Consider the following 15,317-nt stretch of genomic DNA (forward strand, 5'->3'; position numbering starts at 1 on the left):
CCCCGGTTCTGGGGGGAGGCTCCGCCCGCAACCTGGGTCACGTCCCCGCGCCACCGCCGGGCCTACACTGGCTCCCGGATGCGCGCCTCCCTCCCCTCCGCCCTGCTCGCCGCGACCCTCCTGCTGGGGGCCTGCGCGCCCATTGCCGTCAAACCTGCCCGGACCCCGGCCCTGAACTTTTCCGGCCCGGCCCCCGACGTGGTGATCTTCGCCGTGTCGGGCCGTTGCGGAACGGGGTGCCTCGCCCCGCGTGACAACTGGGATTACCTGACGGCGCGCGGCACGGTGGACGCGGTCGCGGACGCCATCGCGGCGGCGGGCTACCGGGTGGAGGTGGCGGGCTACGCCTCCAGCGCCCAGGAGAGCTACGTCTCCCACCTCACCCGGACGGTCCAGCACGGCTACCCGGCGCTGACGGCGGCCTACGCGCGTCTGGGGACTGCGTGGGGCGGACGGCGGCCCCGGGTGGTGCTGCTGGGGCACTCGCAGGGGGTGGCGTGGCTGCACCACCTCGCCCGGGCGTATCCCGAGCAGCCCGTCGCCCTCCAGATCGACCTCGACGGCATCTGCGCAGGTTGGTACACCGACCACGGGGCGGCGATCCGGGCGCTGCGGCCCGACCCGGTGCGGCCCTCGCCCACCGAGGCCTGCAACCTCTTCCGGGTGGGCTCGCGCTCCTTGCGCGGCAAGGACATCGTGTGGCCGAACGTGGTGCGCAACCTGGAGGTCCAGAGCAAGCGCCTGCCCGCCCGGGCGGGCGAGAGCGGCGGCCTCACCTTCAATTACCTCTTCGAGGTCACGCCGAACGTGCGGCTGGACGGCAGCCTGGCGGGTATCGAGCGCTACGTCTCGCCCCGTGAGGATCACAGCGCCGTCTCCTACCCCAACAGCGACGCCCTGCGCTGGGTGGTCTCGCGCCTGACCCCCACCGTGCAGGAGTGGCGGCGCGAGGACGCGGCCCGGGCGGGCGAGGACTGACCCGGTTCAGGACCCGGCCTGAAGTGTTGCCAGCCACGCCGCCGCGTCCCCCGGCCCCTCCAGCCGGGCGCCGCGCCCCGGCGGAAACCACGCGAGCAGCGCGAGCAGGTCGCCGCCGTGGTGTTCCTCCAGGTTCCCGAACACGACCTTGTGGTCCCCGTCCGCCAGGTGCAGCAGGGCCGAGGGGGTTCCTGAAAGCCGCGTTCCCACGGCGAGCGGCTCGCCCAGCCACACGGCGTCCACCTCCGACCCGTCAGCGGGGTTGAGGAGACCGGGCAGGCACCCGTAGTTCACCGGGGCGGGCCAGGGCTCGGTGCGGTAGGGCACCAGCTCCCCGCCCCGCCAGACAAAACGCTCCAGGGTGCCGCGCGTCCACTCCACCACGCCCCCGACTGGGCCCGTCACGGCAGGATCTCGTACAGTTCGACCTGCCGCAGCACCGTGCCGCCAAAGGAGATCACCGCCCGGTACGCGCCGGGGTTGGGGGCCTCCAGCCGGAAGCTCGCGTCCCGCTGGGCGGCGTCGAGGTACACGCTGTCGTGCCCGAGTTCCTGGGCCCCGTCGAACCAGGCCACGCTCAGGTAGCCGGGGTCGAAGCGGCCCTCCACCCGGGCCTGGAGGAGCAGGTTGGCCCCGTCGCGCTTCAGGGTGGCCGTGGTGACCCGCGCGGGCAGGGTCACCTCCACCGGCTTGGGCACCAGGGGAAAGTAGGCGTAGCGGCAGGCGGTCAGGGCGGGCGCGAGCAGGCACGCCAGCACCAGCAGGCGGATGGGGAAGGAGGCAGGGGCACGCATGGCGGCATTCTAGGAAGGGTGCGTGAGGAGGGCTGTGGTCTGGGACCGTGAGTGGTGAGCCAGAGCCCTTGAAGGAAGCGGCTGGTTCGGTTCACCCCCCACCGCCCGGCGTCCCTACACCCCCGTCGCCACGATGGCCCCCAACAGCGCGACCGGCGCCGTCTCCGCCCGCAGGATGCGGGGGCCGAGGGTCACGGCGACCGCGCCCCTCCCGATCAACTCCGTCACCTCCGCGTCCGCCAGGCCGCCCTCGGGACCGGTCAGGACGGTGACTGGAGTGTCCCAGCTCAGGCGGTCGGTGAGGCGGTCGGTACTGCCCGGCTGCGCGACGAAGAGTTGGCCCTCCCAGGTCAGCTCGGTCAGGGGGACGGGAGCAAGAACCTCCGGCGTGACCGCGCGGCGCGACTGCTTGCTGGCCTCCTCGGCGACGCGGCGCAGGCGGAGGAGCTTCTGCGCCCCGATCTCGCGGGCGTCGGCGTGCCGGGTGACGAGGAGTTGCACCCGTGCCGCGCCGAGTTCGGTCGCCGCCCGCACCACGTCCGCCAGCTTGTCGCCCTTCAGGAGCGCCACGGCCAGCGTGACAGGCTGGGGGGTCTCCGCCGTTCCCGACAGGCGCTCGCCCAGGGTCAGCACCGCCCGCAGGTCGTCCAGCAGGGCCACCGTCGCCCCTGCCTCCGCGCCCCGGCCATCGAACACCCGCACCTCATCGCCCTCGCGCAGGCGCAGGACGTGAAGGTGCCGCGCCTCGCGGGGGCCGAGGGTCATCTCCGGGGCCAGGGCGTCCACCCGGACGCGGTGGGGGGCCATCAGCCCAGCGGCGCGCGGGCCGTCACGAGCGCCCACTCGCCCTCCAGGGTCTCCTGAACGTCCGTGAAGCCCTCGCGCTCCAGCGCGGCGCGCACGAGGGGCAGCTTGGCGGTCAGGATGCCTGTCAGGATGACCGGCTTTCCTCGAACGACATGCGCGGCGTACTCGGCCACGAGCAGGTCGTGCAACTCCGCGTAGAGGTTGGCGACGATCACGTCGTACCCCACCAGGCCGCGCTCGTTGAAGTAAATCTCCGTCTCACCCAGCGCCCCCTCCACGAACATCGTGCGGTCCTGTACGCCGTTAATCTCCGCGTTCTCGCGCGCAATCGGGATGGTGATGGGGTCGATGTCCAATCCGAGCGCCGTACGCGCCCCCAGCATCACCGCCGCGATGGCGAGGACGCCGCTGCCGGTGCCCACGTCCAGCACCCGCGCTCCCGTCCCATTCGGCCCCAGCTCGGCCAGATTCAGCCCCGAGAGCGCCTCCACCGCCAGCCGGGTCGTCTCGTGGTGCCCGGTGCCGAAAGCCATGCCGGGCTCGATCACGAGGGGAAGCTGGCCGGGCTCCACCTCCTCCCGCAGCCAGGGCGGCACGATGGTCACTCGGCCCGCCCGCACCGGGCGCAGGGTGCGCTTGAACTCGGCCTGCCAGTCCTGGTCGGCCTCCTCGCGCCACTCGCCGTCCGAGACTTCGCCGGGGAGGGTTACCCGCGCGTCGAAATAGGCCCGGATGGTGCCCCCGCGCTCCTCCAACCCGGTCGCGCCCGCCTCCCACAGCAGGTCGAGGTCGGTTTCGCGGGTTTCCAGGGTGCCGGGCAGGTGGTACACGAGCATGGGGGAGAGTGTAGGGCGTGTCATCAGTGGAGGGGTAGTTGTCCTGTCATGCTGAGCCGCAGGCGAAGTATCCCGGCCTTCGCTGGAAGGCGGGCCCCTTCGTTTCAGGCTTTGGTCTCCGGGCCGTACCGGCGGTGGAAGCTGCTCTGATGGGCCGAGGTCTCCCGTCACGCGCCCCCTCACCCCTGGCTGCGCCAGGCCCTCTCCCCCCGTGGGAGAGGGTCACAACAGCCAAAGGGGAGGGGGCACAAGAGCGTTGTCCTGGGGTGAGATCAAAGCCTGCCTTCGTTTCACCCAGGTTGACAACTTCGCGTCACCGCGCCCCCAGGAGAGGTCCCACCCTCTACAAGCCCCCGGCCCCGCACCGTATGCCCCTCCTATACTCCTGCCCATGAGACTCGCCATCGTCGGCGTCGGGAAACTCGGCCTCGCCCTGCTCACGGGCGTCACCTCGCGCGGGGTGATGCCGCCCGGCGAGATCGGCCTGCTCGACGCGAACGTCCTGCGGGCCGGGGACCTCGCGGACAAGACGGGCGCCCGCGTGATCGGGCCTCCCGACCTGCGTTACGCCGAGCGCATCCTCGTCAGCGTGCAGCCGCGCGTGTTCCCAGAGATCAGCGACTGGCTCGCGCAGGAAAGTGCCGGGTACATCAGCACGATGGCGGGCGTGAGCACGGGCACCATCACCCGCCGCCTGGGCACCAAGCGCGTCGTGCGGGTCATGCCCAACCTCGCCGCCACCATCGGCCACAGCCAGACGGCGATCACCTGCCCGCGCGAGGCCGAGAACGCGGGCGACCTCGACTTCGCCCGGCAACTGTTCGGGGCGGTCGGCGACGTGTACGACCTGCCCGAGCATCTCTTCAACGCCTTTACCGGCATGAGCGCGTCGGGTCCCGCCTACGCCGCCGTCGTCGCCGAGGCGCTGGCGGACGGCGGCGTGCGGATGGGATTGCCGCGCGCCCTGGCCCACGAACTCGCGGCCAAGCTGCTCGTCGCCAGCGGCGAACTCCTCCAGGGGCGGGTCCACCCCGGCCTGCTCAAGGATGAGGTCGCCAGCCCCGGCGGCACCACCATCGCCGGGCTGGAGGTGCTGGAGGCGGCGGGCGTACGCGGGGCCTTCATGCGCGCGGTGGTGGCTGCAACGCGCAGAGGGGCCGATCTCGGCAAGGATCAGGAGTAGGGGGGACGCGGGCTGTTTGACGGGGCGGAGCCTGCCAACTCAGGCATGAGCCGTGCCCAGAACCCTTTCGCTCGTGTTGGCGCTGCTGTCCGCCTCCGCCCTCGCAGAAGACTCCTCCGACCCTGCGGGCCACCTCCCCTCAAAAGGGAGGCAACAGCCGCAGGTTCCTGGAGGGCCAAGGCCGTCCCTGGCTCCCCTTGAGGGGAGCTGTCCGCAAAGCGGACTGAGGGGTTGACCGCCGCCAGCCCTGCCAGAACCCGGCTTCGCGGTGGCCCTGGAACTGACCCTGCTGGAACGCCGTTCGGGCGGAGCCGGTGTCGGGGGCACAGAGCAAAAGGGCGAGCCGTCCGACTGGCTCGCCCTCCACTGTGATAGTTCAGCCGCCCGTGGTGCCCGTCGTCGCTGCCGGGGCCTGTTCCTGCGAGATCAGGACGGCCGTGTAGCCAAGAACCTCGTACACGTAGACGCGGACGCGCTGGCCGTTGCGCTCGAAGACCTCCGCGCGCCCACCGGCCGCATCGGTCGTGATGGCGTCGGTTCCGGGCGTGCCCGTCGCCGTGGAAGTTGCGGCGGTGCCTGCCGTCCCGCTGGTGGCCGCCGTGGCCGACGTGTCAGTCGTTCCCGTCGTTCCGGCTGCCGTTCCGGTCGCGGCAGAGGTATCGGTGGTGCCCGTCGTCGCCGAGGTATCGGCCGTTCCAGTGGTCCCCGAGGTGTCCGTCGTCCCACCGGTTCCCGCCGTGCCGGAAGTGTCCGTGCTGCCCGCCCCCCCGGTCGTGCCCGAGGTATCGGTCGTTCCCGTGGTGCCCGAAGTCTCCGTGGTTCCGGTGGTCCCCGACGTATCCGTGGTGCCCGTTGTTGCCGAGGTATCCGTCGTCCCGGTTGCCGCCGTGCCCGCCGCCGCAGTATCCGTGGTCGTCGCAGTCGCCGAGGGGGAGACGGCGGTGAACCCCCCGGCCGTCAGGGCCTGCGCATACCCCTCCAGGGCGTTGGGAATGGAGCCCTGGTACAGCACGGCCACGCCGGTCGCGGTCTTGACGCTGCGCACGGGGGTGGCGCCCGCCAGGTAGGGCAGCGTCAGGTCGCCGGAGGGCAGCGTGAGGGTCGTCTGTGCGGGAAGAGCCTGCGCGCCAGCGTCGGTGGAGGAGGTCGTCGCCGGAGTAGTCGTCTGATCCGTGGTGGTCGGGCTGGTACTAGGCTGGTCCGTCGTCTGAGGGGTGCTGGTCTGATCGGTCGTCTGGGCCCAGGCCGTGCCCAGGCCGAGGAGCAGGGCGGCGGTCAGCAGTGTGCGGCGGGTGGAAGTCGGCATCGTACGTCCTCCGGGCTGTTCAGAAATAGTTCGTGGGTTAGGGGGCGCGGTGTCCCGCGTCAAGCCCGGCCCGCAGGGTAGGCCCCTTAAATGTGAAGTCTGGATCAATGCCCCTAGTCCCCCTTGGCACCGAATTCATGTTGCTCAGCACAAAATGGGAGCTTCCCAGGACCGCGTGCCCGGGCCGCCTCAGGCCTCGCAGGTCCTGCCCGGTCGGAAGGGCTGATACAGTCCTCGCCGTGCCCGGTCCCGAAGTCCTGCTTTACGGCCTGCCGCTCGCCTTTCTCGCCGGATTCATCGACGCGGTGGCGGGGGCGGCGGCACGATCACGCTGCCCACGCTGTTTTTCATGGGGCTCTCGCCCGCGCAGGCGGTCGCCACCAACAAGCTGCTCGCCATCTTCGGGTCGGGCAGCGCGACCTTTCAATACTGGCGCAAGGGGCATGTCGAGCGCGCGCTCGTGCTGCGGCTGATTCCCCTGGCCCTGGCCGGAAGCGCGTTGGGCGCCTACCTCGTCCATTTCGTGGACCCCGCCGCCTTCCGCACGTTGGTCGGCATCGTGATCCTGGGGGTGGGGGCGCTCGTCCTGATCAACAAACGCTTCGGGCTGGAGGACCGCTACCCCGGCCTGACCGCCCGCACGCTCGCCCTCACGCTGCCCGGCGCCCTCCTGATCGGCATGTACGACGGCTTTCTGGGTCCGGGCACCGGCACCTTCCTGATGTTCCTGTTCGCGCTGGTGGGCTTCAACCTCGTCCGGGCGAGCGGCAACGCCCGGACGATCAACTTCGCCACCAACCTGGGTGCGTTCCTGTTCTTCCTGATCGGCGGGCAGATGGTCTGGTGGATCGGCCTCCCGATGGGGCTCGCCAATGCCGCCGGGGCCACCGTCGGCGCCCGCATGGCGATGCTGCGCGGCAGCGGCTTCGTGAAGGTGATGTACGGGCTGATCGTGGTGCTGGTGGCGGCCCGGCTGCTGACGCAGTGAGGGAAGAAACAGGCCCCGCCCCGGTGCCCGGTGAAAGAACCGTGGCGGGCTGGACGGAATGAGAGGTCCTCGTCCACCGTTCAAGGGCTCCTCACTTCACTCTGGGTGACCCCTCTAACCGTGCCCCATCGCCCCCTGAGACTCATCCCCAGGCGCGAGAATGGGGCATGACCTCTTCTTCCCAGGGCGGGCAGGTACAGCAGGCGATTCTGGCGGGCGGGTGCTTCTGGTGTACCGAGGCCGTGATGAAGGACGTGCGCGGGGTGCTGAAGGTGGAGAGCGGCTACATCGGCGGGCACGTGCCCAACCCGAGCTACGAGGCCGTCTGCACGGGCCGGACCGGGCACGCCGAGGCGGTGCGGGTGACGTTCGACCCCTCGCAGGTGAGCTTCAAGGACCTGCTGACGCTCTTTTTCGCCACGCACGACCCCACCAGCCTCAACCGTCAGGGGGCGGATGTGGGCACCCAGTACCGCAGCGCCGTCTTCCCGCTCACGCCCGAGCAGGAGCGAGAGACGCGCGAGGTGATCGAGGGGCTGACGGCGCAGGGCGTGTTCGACCAACCCATCGTGACCACCATCGAACCGGCCGCCCCCTTCTGCGTCGCCGAGGGCTACCACCAGGACTACTACGCCCGCAACCCGCGCCAGGGCTACTGCGTGGCCGTGATCGCCCCCAAGGTCGCCAAGCTGCGCAAGGAGTACGGCGACCGCCTGCGGGCGTAGGCGCAGGGAAAAGCCGCATCAACCCGGAGAACAGTATCCTGTGAGGGTGATGGACCGACGCGGCGAAAGCCCAGAGATAGAAAGGCTGCACGAGTCCTGGGGCGAGTTCGAGCGTGAACTCGGGGGGATCGGCATCGAGCCTGAACAATGCGGCGCGGTCCTGTCCGCGTTCTACCGCTACCGCGACGAGGCCATCGCCTACCGGCTCTCCACGGTGGACGTGGTGCAGGAATTGAAGCTGCAAATCAAGAACTGTTACTACAAGAATCTCCACTCCGAATGGTTCGCCGAACTCGACAGCGGGGAGGTCATTGAAATCCTTCCCTTTCTCGTGCCCATGTCCATGCACTGGGACCCGGCTGGGAATCCGCCCCTCGTCAACTTCGTCAATGTCGCCTTGGACGCCCTGCCCCGCGACCTGGCGAGGCAGATTTACCTGGACGCCTTTACCAAGTACCTGCGCGGGTTCGGGTATTACGAGCGGGCGGCGGCCGGGGAGAAGGAAAGAATCCTGCGGGAATACATGTGGCTGGACCGCCAGTACATCTTCCGCTCGGAAACGGCCCGGGAAAACGGCGAGGAATTGGGCGGCATCATCCGCGGCCTGCTGGGCGAGGAGGCGCTGCCGATCTACCAGGAGGGGCTGGCCCGGGCGCGGGCAAACGAGCAGGTCTAGAGCCCGCCCAGCAACTCCTCCACCGCCCGCCGCAGCCGAATGCCCAGCGGGTAGGTCAGGTAGCCTTCCAGCGTCCCGCGGGGGGGCGGGTCACTGAACCATAGGTCAAAGACCTCGCCGACGGTGGGGGCCCCGGCCGGGGCGGGCTCGCGGGTCACGGGGTCGCCCGGGCCGACCTCGCCGCCCTCCAGCACGCGGGTATAGAGGCCGGGGCGGCGGGCCGCCGCAAAGCGCTTGACGAAGCCCAGGTCTCCCATTCGCGCCCCCAGGGTGGCGCAGGGGATGCGGCAGGCCGTGACCTCCAGCAGCACGCCGCCCACCCGGAACCTCTCGCCGATGGGCACGTCCGCCGACTCCAGCCCGCCGATCAGCAGGTTCTCGCCGAAGGTCCCCGGCTCAAGAGACCGGCCCAGCGCCCCCTCCCAGTGGTCGTAATCCTCGCGGGTGTAGAGGTAAACGGCCTGGTCGGGGCCGCCGTGGTGCTTGCGGTTCATCACCCGGTCGCCGTCCAGGCCCTCTTCCGTCACCCTCACCCGGCCGGGCACGGGACGCTTGCAAATCCCCGTGACGACCGCGTTGTTCCCGATCTGCATGGCGCTGGGCTGGCCGACGTTGACGCTCAGAAGCCGCATGTCGCAGGCTACCAGCCCCGGGGCGCCCTCTCCTGTGGGGACCTATCTTGTGCGGAATGGCCGCCCCCCGCGTTCCCCGCCCGCTCGCCTGGGCCCTCGCCCTGCTGATCCTGTTCATGGGGCCGTCGTCCGACGCCGGGGCGGGGGTCTTCCCGGCGGGCTTCGAGCTGGGCCTCCGCCTGCCGCCCCCCGACCGGGGCGCCCTCAACGGCCTGGGCCTCAACGTCTGCCCGCCCCCGGAGGCGCCCCTCGACCGCCTGCTGTACGACCGCCTGACGGGAGAGGGCGCCGCCCTGAGCTGCGGCAACCGGGTAGAGGGCTTTCTGCACTTTCCGCAGGCGGACCCGGCCTACAGCGCGCAGCCGCGCACCCCCCACGGCGGCTTCGACGAGCTGGAGGCGGCGCTCGGGGAGACCCGGCACGACCTCCTGATCGCCAACATGATCTGGGACGACGGGCCGGATGCCCCCGGGGCGGGGGTCGCACGGGCCATCGCGGCGCTGCGCCGGGACGTGGCCGAGTACCCGGGGCGCCACCCGGACGGCCTGACCGTGCGCATCCTGCTGGGGAACTCCATCCGGCTGGGGGATCTCCTCGACCCCACCGCGAGCGCCTACTCCGCCGCCCGGCACCTGCTCGCGGCGGGGGTGCCGCTGACGGGGGACACGGTGCCCGGCTGGCGGCTGGAACTCGCCAACTACGCCTACGCGCTGCCCCACAGCCACGTCAAGCTCGTGGTGCAGGACGGCGAGCGGGTGCTGACGGGGGGTTTCAATATCAGCTTCTTCCACCTGCCCGCGGGCGCCCCCGGCGGGCACGGCCTGGACCTCACCGACCTGGGGATATGGGTGCGGGGGCCGGTCGCCCGGCACGCCGCCGCCGCTTTCCGGGACACCTGGGATCTGAGCCGCCGCCTGACCTGCCGGGCCGAGCCCACGCCGGACACCCTGCGCCGCGAGTGCGCCTTTACCTCGCCCACGCTGCCCCTTCCGCTGGCCTGGAGCGCCCCCTCTCCCGCTGTCGGCGAGGCCCGCGTCTACCCCCTCTACCGCCGGAACGGGTATGCCGGGGCGGACGACGCCGTGACCGCCCTCTTCGGCGCGGCGCAGAGGAGTATCGACGTGATGCAGTCGCAGGTCAGCGGCACCCTCGGCTGCCTGGGCCTGCTGGAGGAGGAGGGGGGTTGTCCCCCCGAGTGGCAACTCCCGGTGTGGCGGGCCGCCGCCGCCGCCATCCGCGAGCGGGGGGTCACCCTGCGGCTGCTCCTCGACTACGACCCCCTCCTTCAGGCGGAGACGCTGGCGCTGCTGCGGGGGTTGAAAGCCGAACTCGCGCCGCTGGGGCTGCAAGGGCACGTGCAGGCGCGCTGGTACGGCACGGCGGGCGGGCTGCACACCAAGGCCGCCCTGATCGACGGGCAGATGCTCACGGTGGGCAGCCAGAACCTCCACTACTCGTCCTTCGGGCCCCTGGGCCTGGCCGAGTACACCCTGGCGACGAGCGATCCCGGCACCACCTCGGAGTACGGGCGCATGTTCGCCTTCGAGTGGGCGCGGGCCGGGACGATCCGCGCGCCGTGGTGGTTGCCCGCGGGGGCGCCGTAATCCCCGCCCCCGTCTTCCCCCCGCACCTGTGCTGGAATGGGGGCGTGAGTACCCCCCGGCGCGGGCCTGGCCCCTCCCCCTTCGACCCTGCCCTCGCCGAGGCGGGCCGTGTCCCCACGCTGGCCGTGCTGGCGGGCCTGTTCATGCTGGCGACCACGCCCTTTTTCGGGCACCTGCTCCGGGGCAACGCGGACAACTTCGCGCGGAACGTGCTGTACGCCGCCGCCACCGCCGTGCTGCTCGCGCAGGTCTGGCGTGGCAGCGTGTGGGCGTGGCGGCTGACGGTTACGTTCAGCATGGTGGGCGGGCTGCTCGTCTTCGTGGCGGGGATGCTGGCGGGCGTGAGCAACTGGCAGGGCTGGATCATCAGCCTCGCGGGCGTGGCCTTCCTGCTGCTCGGCACCTGCCTCGTCGCGGTCCCGGCGATCCGGGCCTTTCTCGACTCCCGCTGGGCGGGTCGGGGGCGCGCGTGACGGCCCGCCGCTTCACCGCGCAGGGCACGAACAACGGCTTCACTTGTGCGAACTGCGGTGCCGAGGTGCGGCCTCTTCAGAACGGCTCGGTCCGCAATCACTGCCCGGCCTGCCTGCACTCGCTGCACGTGGATATTCAGCCCGGCGACCGCGCCAGCGACTGCCGCGGCGTGATGGTGCCCGTCGGCGTCGAGCAGAGCGGCAAGAAGGGCTGGGTGATCCTGCACCGCTGCCGCAAATGCGGCTTCACGGGCCGCAACAAGGCGGCGCTGGACGACCCCGCGCAGCCCGACAGTTGGGACGCCCTCGTGCGCCTGAGCAGCGGGTCACGGGACGAGCCGCCCATCACCAGGGGAAGGGCCGACCTGTAAAAGCATCGGCCCTCACGTCAGGCATTTGACGAACAGAGAGTCGTCACCCTGAACGAAGCGGGGGTCTGGTCGTCTCCCAGAAGCCGGAAGAGCTCGGGGCGTCTCTTCCCGTCACAGCTCAGGACTCGGGTGACGGCGCCTTTGCCCAGAACAGCCGACGGAAGAATAGAGTCCGGGGAGAAAGACCCCTCTCCCCGGGGGGGACTGGCACAGCCGCTCGCGGAGGGGCCTGGCGCAGCGAGGGGGCTTCCACCGCCTGCTTCACTGCCCCCGGCCTGAACTCAGCTCTTGCAGCGCACGTCCTTGCGGAAGTACTTCTGCGTCAGGAAGGCGTAGCCGTTCGTGCCCATGTAGCGGGTCATCGCCTCGTTGAGCGCCGCGCGGGTGGTCACGTTGTCCTCGTGGAGCATCATGCCGATGGGCACGCTCCACAGTTCCGGCCCGAAGTGCATGTCGGCCTTGGGAAACATCCGTTTGACGAAGGGCTGCATGATCGTGTAGGCGAAGGTGGCGTCCACGGCCCTGGAGATCACGGCGTACATCACGTCGCCGCTCGTGGCGTAGACGTTCACCTTCTTCTCGAAGGGGAGCTTTTGCACGAAGGAGTGCATGATGGAGCCCGCTCCCACGGCGATGGTCTTGCCCACCAGGTCCGTGTGCTTTTGCAGCTTGGGATCGAAGGACACCACCGACACGCCCGCGCAGGCGACGGGCACGGTGAAGTCCACCCTGTTCTCCCGCGTGCTCGTGATGCCCTGGGCGCCGAAGGCCACGTCCACCCGGTCTTCCTGAAGCAGGCGGACGAACTGGTCGGGCGTGGCGGCCTGGTAGCTCACCTTGAGCCCCAGGCTGGCCGCCGCCGCTTCCAGCAGCTCGGGCTCGTAGCCGCGGTAACGCCCCCCGTCGAGCATCGTGAAGGGGGGCACGTCGCCCGAGGTCGCCACGCGCAGCGTGCCGCTGGCCTTGATCTCGGCCAGGGTGCGGGCGCCCGCCGTGGGCAGCAGCAGGGCGGCGGCGGTAAGGGAAAGCAGGGAGAGGGAGGTCCGGTTCATGTCATGCTCCTTAATGTCAAGAGAAACAGAGGCCACCGGAGCCTAAAGGCCCGACTCTGTCAGGAACCTCACACTCCCAGACGACCGCCTGACCCCTGGTAGACTCCCCGCATGGCTCTCTGGCTGGTGGTGGCCTTTATCGTGCTCAGCGCGACCCTGATCCTGGCGCTCTCCCTCGGGCCGCTGCGGTCGGTGCCGAATGTGGGGATGCTCCGGGCGCTCGCGGCGGTGCAGTACGTCGCGGCGGTCCTGCTTGCGGGCGCCCGCCTGACGGGAAACGCGTGAACGGCCCCCAGCCCATCGACCTCCATTTCCAGGAGGTGCCCGGCGTGATCGCCGCCCACGTCCTCGACACGGGGGACGGCCTCGCCCTCGTGGACGTGGGACCGGGCAGCACGTTGGGCGCGCTGGAGGCGGGCCTGGGCGACCTCGGCGCCTCGCTGGCCGACGTGCGCCACCTGCTCCTCACGCACATTCACCTCGACCACGCGGGGGCGGCGGGAACCATCCTGGAGCGGGTGCCCCGGGCCCGGGCCTACGTCCACGAGCGCGGCGCGGCGCACCTCTCGCGTCCCGAGCGGCTGCTGGCGAGCGCCGGGCAGATCTACGGCGACCAGATGGGGCGGCTGTGGGGCGAGATGCGGCCCATTGACGTGGACCGGTTGAAGGTCCTCTCGGGCGGCGAGGCGCTGCGCCTGGGCCGGACGGAGGTGGTGCCGCTGTACACGCCGGGTCATGCCGTCCACCACCTCGCCTACCACATCGGCGACGACCTCTTCGTGGGGGACGTGGGCGGTGTTCGCCTCGACCCGCGCCAGACGCCCCGCGCGCCCACCCCGCCGCCCGACATCGACCTCACGGCCTGGCGGGAGAGCGTCGCCACCCTCCGCGAGGCGGATGCCCGCACCCTCCGCCTCGCGCACTTCGGCGCCTACCCGCAGGAGGCCGCCCACTGGGACCGCCTGCTCGCCACGATGGAGGAGGACGCCGCCCGCGTCCGCGAGGGCCTGGAGGCCGGGGAGGGGCTGGAGGCGATCACGGAGGAGTTCACCGGGGCGTTGCTGGACGACCTGGAGCGGGAGGACCCCACCCTCCCCGACCGCTTCAACTTCGCCTGCCCGCCGTGGATGAGCGTGCAGGGCCTGGTGCGCTACTGGCAGCGGGCCGCCGCCCGGGGTGGGGCCTGATGCGCGTCCTCGTGGTGGGCGGGGGGGGCCGCGAACACGCCATCGTGGACGCGTGCGCCCGGATGGGGCACAAGGTCCTGTGTACCCCCGGCAACCCCGGCATCGCCGCCCAGGCCCGCGTGATCGGCGGCCCCCAGGACCCGGCCTCCCTCGCCGACCTCGCCGTGCGCGAGGGGGTGGACGTGGTGATCGTCGGGCCGGAAGCGTACCTCGCCGCCGGGCTGGTGGACGCCTGCCGGGAGCGGGGCGTGCCCGCCTTCGGCCCTGGCCGCGCCGCCGCCCGGCTGGAGGGCGACAAGGCGTGGAGCAAGGCTTTTATGCTCCGCCACGGCATCCCGACCGCCGCGCACCGCAGCTTCGACAGCCTGGAAGAGGCCCTCACCCACGCCGCCGCGCAACCCCTCCCGCTCGTGGTGAAAGACGCCGGGCTGCGGGCCGGGAAGGGCGTCACCATCGCCCACACCCGGGCGGAGGCGGAGGCAGCCCTGCGCGACATCTTCACCCAGGAGGGCGCCCGGGCCGTGCTGGAGGAGTTCATGACCGGGCAGGAGGTCACGGTCCTCGCGCTGACCGACGGCGAGCGGTACGCCCTGACCCCCCCCAGCCAGGACCACAAGACCATCTTCGAGGGCGACACCGGCCCGATGACGGGCGGCATGGGCGTGATCTGCCCCTTCCCGCTCCCGGAGGCGGACCTGGAACGCATCCGGGCCGAGATCGTCGAACCGACCCTCGCCGGAATGCGGGCCGAGGGACATCCCTTTACCGGGGTCCTGTATGCGGGCCTGATGCTGACACCTGGCGGCCCGAAGGTCGTCGAATTCAACGCCCGCTTCGGCGACCCCGAGGCCGAGGCGGTGCTGCCGCTCCTGGAGAGTGACCTCGCCCGGCACGCGCTGGATGCCGCGGGCGGCCACCTCGACCCCGCCAGCGTGCGCTTCCGCGACGGGGCCAGCGCGGTCGTGATCCTGGCGGCCCCCGGCTATCCCGGCGAGCCCCGGAAGGGCATTCCCCTGCGCCTCCCCGATCCCGGCCCCGGCGAGGTGATCTACCACGCGGGCACCGCCGAGCAGGGGGGGCAACTCGTGAGCAGCGGGGGCCGGGTGCTCGCCGTGACTGCCACCGCGCCCTCGCTGAACGGGGCACTGGGCCGCGCCTACGCGCTGGCGGGCCGGGTGGACTTTCCCGGCGCGCAACTCCGGCGTGACCTCGGGGGGCGGATCGGGGCGCAGCCGGACCCCCAGCCCGTTTGACCCCGGACCCCGGGCGCGCTAGCATCCGCCTGGCCCGCAACCCGGGCAACCGTGCCGGTGTGGCGGAATCGGTAGACGCACTCGACTCAAAATCGAGCGGGAAACCGTAGGGGTTCGAGTCCCCTCACCGGCACCACCCCAAGGAATCCCGGAAGGCCTGTTTTCCCGCGGGCATCTCCCGAGTAGAGCGCAGTCCGACCCAGAGGTCCCCCATGATTCTGACGTTGTTTATCATCCTGTTCGCCCTGGTTTGCGTGGGGCTCGTGTTTTTCGTGCTGCTGCAGGTGCCCAGGCAGGCCGGACTCTCGGCCAGTATGGCCTCCGGCGGCTCGCTGCTGGGCGGGCGCGGCGTGGAGGGCGGCCTGATCCGCGTAACCAGCGTGCTGGGCGGACTCTTCATGCTGCTGGCGCTGCTGATCAGTTTCGTCTCGCGTTAAAAGCATCTGTTCGTG

General features: G+C 71.1%; 18 protein-coding genes, 1 tRNA gene and 1 pseudogene. 13 read left to right on the forward strand and 7 right to left on the reverse strand.

From position 1 onward, the window contains the following. Positions 1-78: 78 nt before the first annotated feature. On the forward strand, positions 79-978 hold the full coding sequence (locus DAERI_RS00610) for a hypothetical protein (protein WP_103127550.1): 900 nt from the start codon (positions 79-81) through the stop codon (positions 976-978). A gap of 6 nt (positions 979-984) precedes the next feature. On the opposite strand, the gene DAERI_RS00615 is transcribed toward DAERI_RS00610, so the two are convergent. From DAERI_RS00615 to DAERI_RS00630, 4 genes are all read right to left on the reverse strand, one after another. Further along, positions 985-1,383, reverse strand: coding sequence for an inorganic pyrophosphatase (locus tag DAERI_RS00615; RefSeq protein WP_165794019.1), 399 nt, complete (start codon positions 1,381-1,383; stop codon positions 985-987). After that, positions 1,380-1,772 carry a hypothetical protein gene (locus tag DAERI_RS00620; RefSeq protein ID WP_103127551.1) on the reverse strand — a complete coding sequence of 131 codons (393 nt, stop codon included), beginning with the start codon at positions 1,770-1,772 and terminating at the stop codon, positions 1,380-1,382. The genes DAERI_RS00615 and DAERI_RS00620 overlap by 4 nt, the downstream gene beginning before the upstream one ends. A gap of 114 nt (positions 1,773-1,886) precedes the next feature. Beyond that, positions 1,887-2,579: a 16S rRNA (uracil(1498)-N(3))-methyltransferase gene (locus tag DAERI_RS00625; RefSeq protein ID WP_103127943.1), complete on the reverse strand. Its 693-nt coding sequence runs from the start codon at positions 2,577-2,579 to the stop codon at positions 1,887-1,889. Continuing rightward, entirely contained in the window at positions 2,579-3,415 is an 837-nt protein-coding gene (locus DAERI_RS00630) for a 50S ribosomal protein L11 methyltransferase (RefSeq protein WP_103127552.1), read from the reverse strand. Before DAERI_RS00630 ends, DAERI_RS00625 begins: the two co-directional genes overlap by 1 nt. A gap of 391 nt (positions 3,416-3,806) precedes the next feature. On the opposite strand from DAERI_RS00630, the gene proC reads away from it, so the two are divergent. Further along, positions 3,807-4,598, forward strand: a complete 792-nt coding sequence (gene proC, locus DAERI_RS00635; protein WP_103127553.1) for a pyrroline-5-carboxylate reductase — start codon at positions 3,807-3,809, stop codon at positions 4,596-4,598. 376 nt (positions 4,599-4,974) lie between these two features. Here the strand turns inward: proC and DAERI_RS00640 are convergent, their stop codons facing one another. Further along, positions 4,975-5,904 (reverse strand): hypothetical protein, encoded by a 930-nt coding sequence (locus DAERI_RS00640; RefSeq protein WP_103127554.1) that lies wholly within the window; start codon positions 5,902-5,904, stop codon positions 4,975-4,977. Positions 5,905-6,143: 239 nt separating this feature from the next. Between DAERI_RS00640 and DAERI_RS00645 the strand changes: the two are divergent. The 3 genes and pseudogenes from DAERI_RS00645 to DAERI_RS00655 all read left to right on the forward strand — a co-directional run bounded on the left by DAERI_RS00645 (position 6,144) and on the right by DAERI_RS00655 (position 8,293). Next, positions 6,144-6,892: pseudogene (locus DAERI_RS00645) on the forward strand (TSUP family transporter). Positions 6,893-7,059: 167 nt separating this feature from the next. Continuing rightward, complete coding sequence (gene msrA, locus DAERI_RS00650) at positions 7,060-7,617, forward strand: peptide-methionine (S)-S-oxide reductase MsrA (protein WP_103127555.1); 558 nt, start codon at positions 7,060-7,062, stop codon at positions 7,615-7,617. Between the two features lie 49 nt (positions 7,618-7,666). Then, positions 7,667-8,293 (forward strand): hypothetical protein, encoded by a 627-nt coding sequence (locus tag DAERI_RS00655; RefSeq protein ID WP_235610210.1) that lies wholly within the window; start codon positions 7,667-7,669, stop codon positions 8,291-8,293. Here DAERI_RS00655 and DAERI_RS00660 read toward each other — a convergent pair. Further along, on the reverse strand, positions 8,290-8,925 hold the full coding sequence (locus DAERI_RS00660) for an MOSC domain-containing protein (RefSeq protein ID WP_103127556.1): 636 nt from the start codon (positions 8,923-8,925) through the stop codon (positions 8,290-8,292). The two genes, DAERI_RS00655 and DAERI_RS00660, sit on opposite strands and share 4 nt — an antisense overlap. Positions 8,926-8,981: 56 nt before the next feature. Between DAERI_RS00660 and DAERI_RS23010 the strand changes: the two genes are divergently transcribed. Genes DAERI_RS23010 through DAERI_RS00675 form a run of 3 tightly spaced genes read left to right on the forward strand, consistent with a single transcriptional unit; the run spans position 8,982 to position 11,373 of the window. Next, positions 8,982-10,529 (forward strand): phospholipase D-like domain-containing protein, encoded by a 1,548-nt coding sequence (locus DAERI_RS23010; protein WP_103127557.1) that lies wholly within the window; start codon positions 8,982-8,984, stop codon positions 10,527-10,529. Positions 10,530-10,573: 44 nt separating this feature from the next. Beyond that, complete coding sequence (locus tag DAERI_RS00670; RefSeq protein WP_235610213.1) at positions 10,574-11,002, forward strand: hypothetical protein; 429 nt, start codon at positions 10,574-10,576, stop codon at positions 11,000-11,002. Continuing rightward, a complete protein-coding gene (locus tag DAERI_RS00675) occupies positions 10,999-11,373 on the forward strand; it encodes an RNHCP domain-containing protein (RefSeq protein WP_103127558.1) in 375 nt (124 codons plus the stop codon). Before DAERI_RS00670 ends, DAERI_RS00675 begins: the two co-directional genes overlap by 4 nt. A gap of 281 nt (positions 11,374-11,654) precedes the next feature. Here the strand turns inward: DAERI_RS00675 and DAERI_RS00680 are convergent, their stop codons facing one another. Next, positions 11,655-12,425, reverse strand: a complete 771-nt coding sequence (locus DAERI_RS00680; protein WP_103127559.1) for a substrate-binding periplasmic protein — start codon at positions 12,423-12,425, stop codon at positions 11,655-11,657. Positions 12,426-12,536: 111 nt separating this feature from the next. On the opposite strand from DAERI_RS00680, the gene DAERI_RS22180 reads away from it, so the two are divergent. The 5 genes from DAERI_RS22180 (at position 12,537) to secG (ending at position 15,302) form a co-directional block, all read left to right on the forward strand. After that, a complete protein-coding gene (locus tag DAERI_RS22180; protein WP_165794020.1) occupies positions 12,537-12,710 on the forward strand; it encodes a hypothetical protein in 174 nt (57 codons plus the stop codon). Further along, the gene (locus DAERI_RS00685) at positions 12,707-13,612 is read left to right on the forward strand and encodes an MBL fold metallo-hydrolase (RefSeq protein ID WP_103127560.1); all 906 of its coding nucleotides are present in this window, start codon (positions 12,707-12,709) and stop codon (positions 13,610-13,612) included. Before DAERI_RS22180 ends, DAERI_RS00685 begins: the two co-directional genes overlap by 4 nt. Continuing rightward, positions 13,612-14,865: a phosphoribosylamine--glycine ligase gene (purD, locus tag DAERI_RS00690; protein WP_103127561.1), complete on the forward strand. Its 1,254-nt coding sequence runs from the start codon at positions 13,612-13,614 to the stop codon at positions 14,863-14,865. The genes DAERI_RS00685 and purD overlap by 1 nt, the downstream gene beginning before the upstream one ends. Positions 14,866-14,918: 53 nt before the next feature. Continuing rightward, positions 14,919-15,001: transfer RNA gene (locus DAERI_RS00695), tRNA-Leu, on the forward strand. A 76-nt stretch (positions 15,002-15,077) separates the two neighbouring features. After that, the gene (gene secG, locus DAERI_RS00700) at positions 15,078-15,302 is read left to right on the forward strand and encodes a preprotein translocase subunit SecG (protein WP_103127562.1); all 225 of its coding nucleotides are present in this window, start codon (positions 15,078-15,080) and stop codon (positions 15,300-15,302) included. The last annotated feature ends 15 nt before the right edge of the window (positions 15,303-15,317 follow it).

This window comes from Deinococcus aerius (genome assembly GCF_002897375.1).
Classification (GTDB): Bacteria; Deinococcota; Deinococci; order Deinococcales; family Deinococcaceae; genus Deinococcus; species Deinococcus aerius.

Excerpts from the sequence above, each read along its gene's own strand:
- DAERI_RS00630 (WP_103127552.1), bottom strand. The coding sequence starts at position 3,415 with ATGCTCGTGTACCACCTGCCCGGCACCCTGGAAACCCGCGAAACCGAC.
- DAERI_RS00680 (WP_103127559.1), bottom strand. The coding sequence starts at position 12,425 with ATGAACCGGACCTCCCTCTCCCTGCTTTCCCTTACCGCCGCCGCCCTG.
- DAERI_RS23010 (WP_103127557.1), top strand. The coding sequence starts at position 8,982 with ATGGCCGCCCCCCGCGTTCCCCGCCCGCTCGCCTGGGCCCTCGCCCTG.
- DAERI_RS00620 (WP_103127551.1), bottom strand. The coding sequence starts at position 1,772 with ATGCGTGCCCCTGCCTCCTTCCCCATCCGCCTGCTGGTGCTGGCGTGC.
- secG (WP_103127562.1), top strand. The coding sequence starts at position 15,078 with ATGATTCTGACGTTGTTTATCATCCTGTTCGCCCTGGTTTGCGTGGGG.
- DAERI_RS00655 (WP_235610210.1), top strand. The coding sequence starts at position 7,667 with ATGGACCGACGCGGCGAAAGCCCAGAGATAGAAAGGCTGCACGAGTCC.
- DAERI_RS00610 (WP_103127550.1), top strand. The coding sequence starts at position 79 with ATGCGCGCCTCCCTCCCCTCCGCCCTGCTCGCCGCGACCCTCCTGCTG.
- proC (WP_103127553.1), top strand. The coding sequence starts at position 3,807 with ATGAGACTCGCCATCGTCGGCGTCGGGAAACTCGGCCTCGCCCTGCTC.
- purD (WP_103127561.1), top strand. The coding sequence starts at position 13,612 with ATGCGCGTCCTCGTGGTGGGCGGGGGGGGCCGCGAACACGCCATCGTG.
- DAERI_RS22180 (WP_165794020.1), top strand. The coding sequence starts at position 12,537 with ATGGCTCTCTGGCTGGTGGTGGCCTTTATCGTGCTCAGCGCGACCCTG.
- DAERI_RS00660 (WP_103127556.1), bottom strand. The coding sequence starts at position 8,925 with ATGCGGCTTCTGAGCGTCAACGTCGGCCAGCCCAGCGCCATGCAGATC.
- msrA (WP_103127555.1), top strand. The coding sequence starts at position 7,060 with ATGACCTCTTCTTCCCAGGGCGGGCAGGTACAGCAGGCGATTCTGGCG.
- DAERI_RS00625 (WP_103127943.1), bottom strand. The coding sequence starts at position 2,579 with ATGGCCCCCCACCGCGTCCGGGTGGACGCCCTGGCCCCGGAGATGACC.
- DAERI_RS00640 (WP_103127554.1), bottom strand. The coding sequence starts at position 5,904 with ATGCCGACTTCCACCCGCCGCACACTGCTGACCGCCGCCCTGCTCCTC.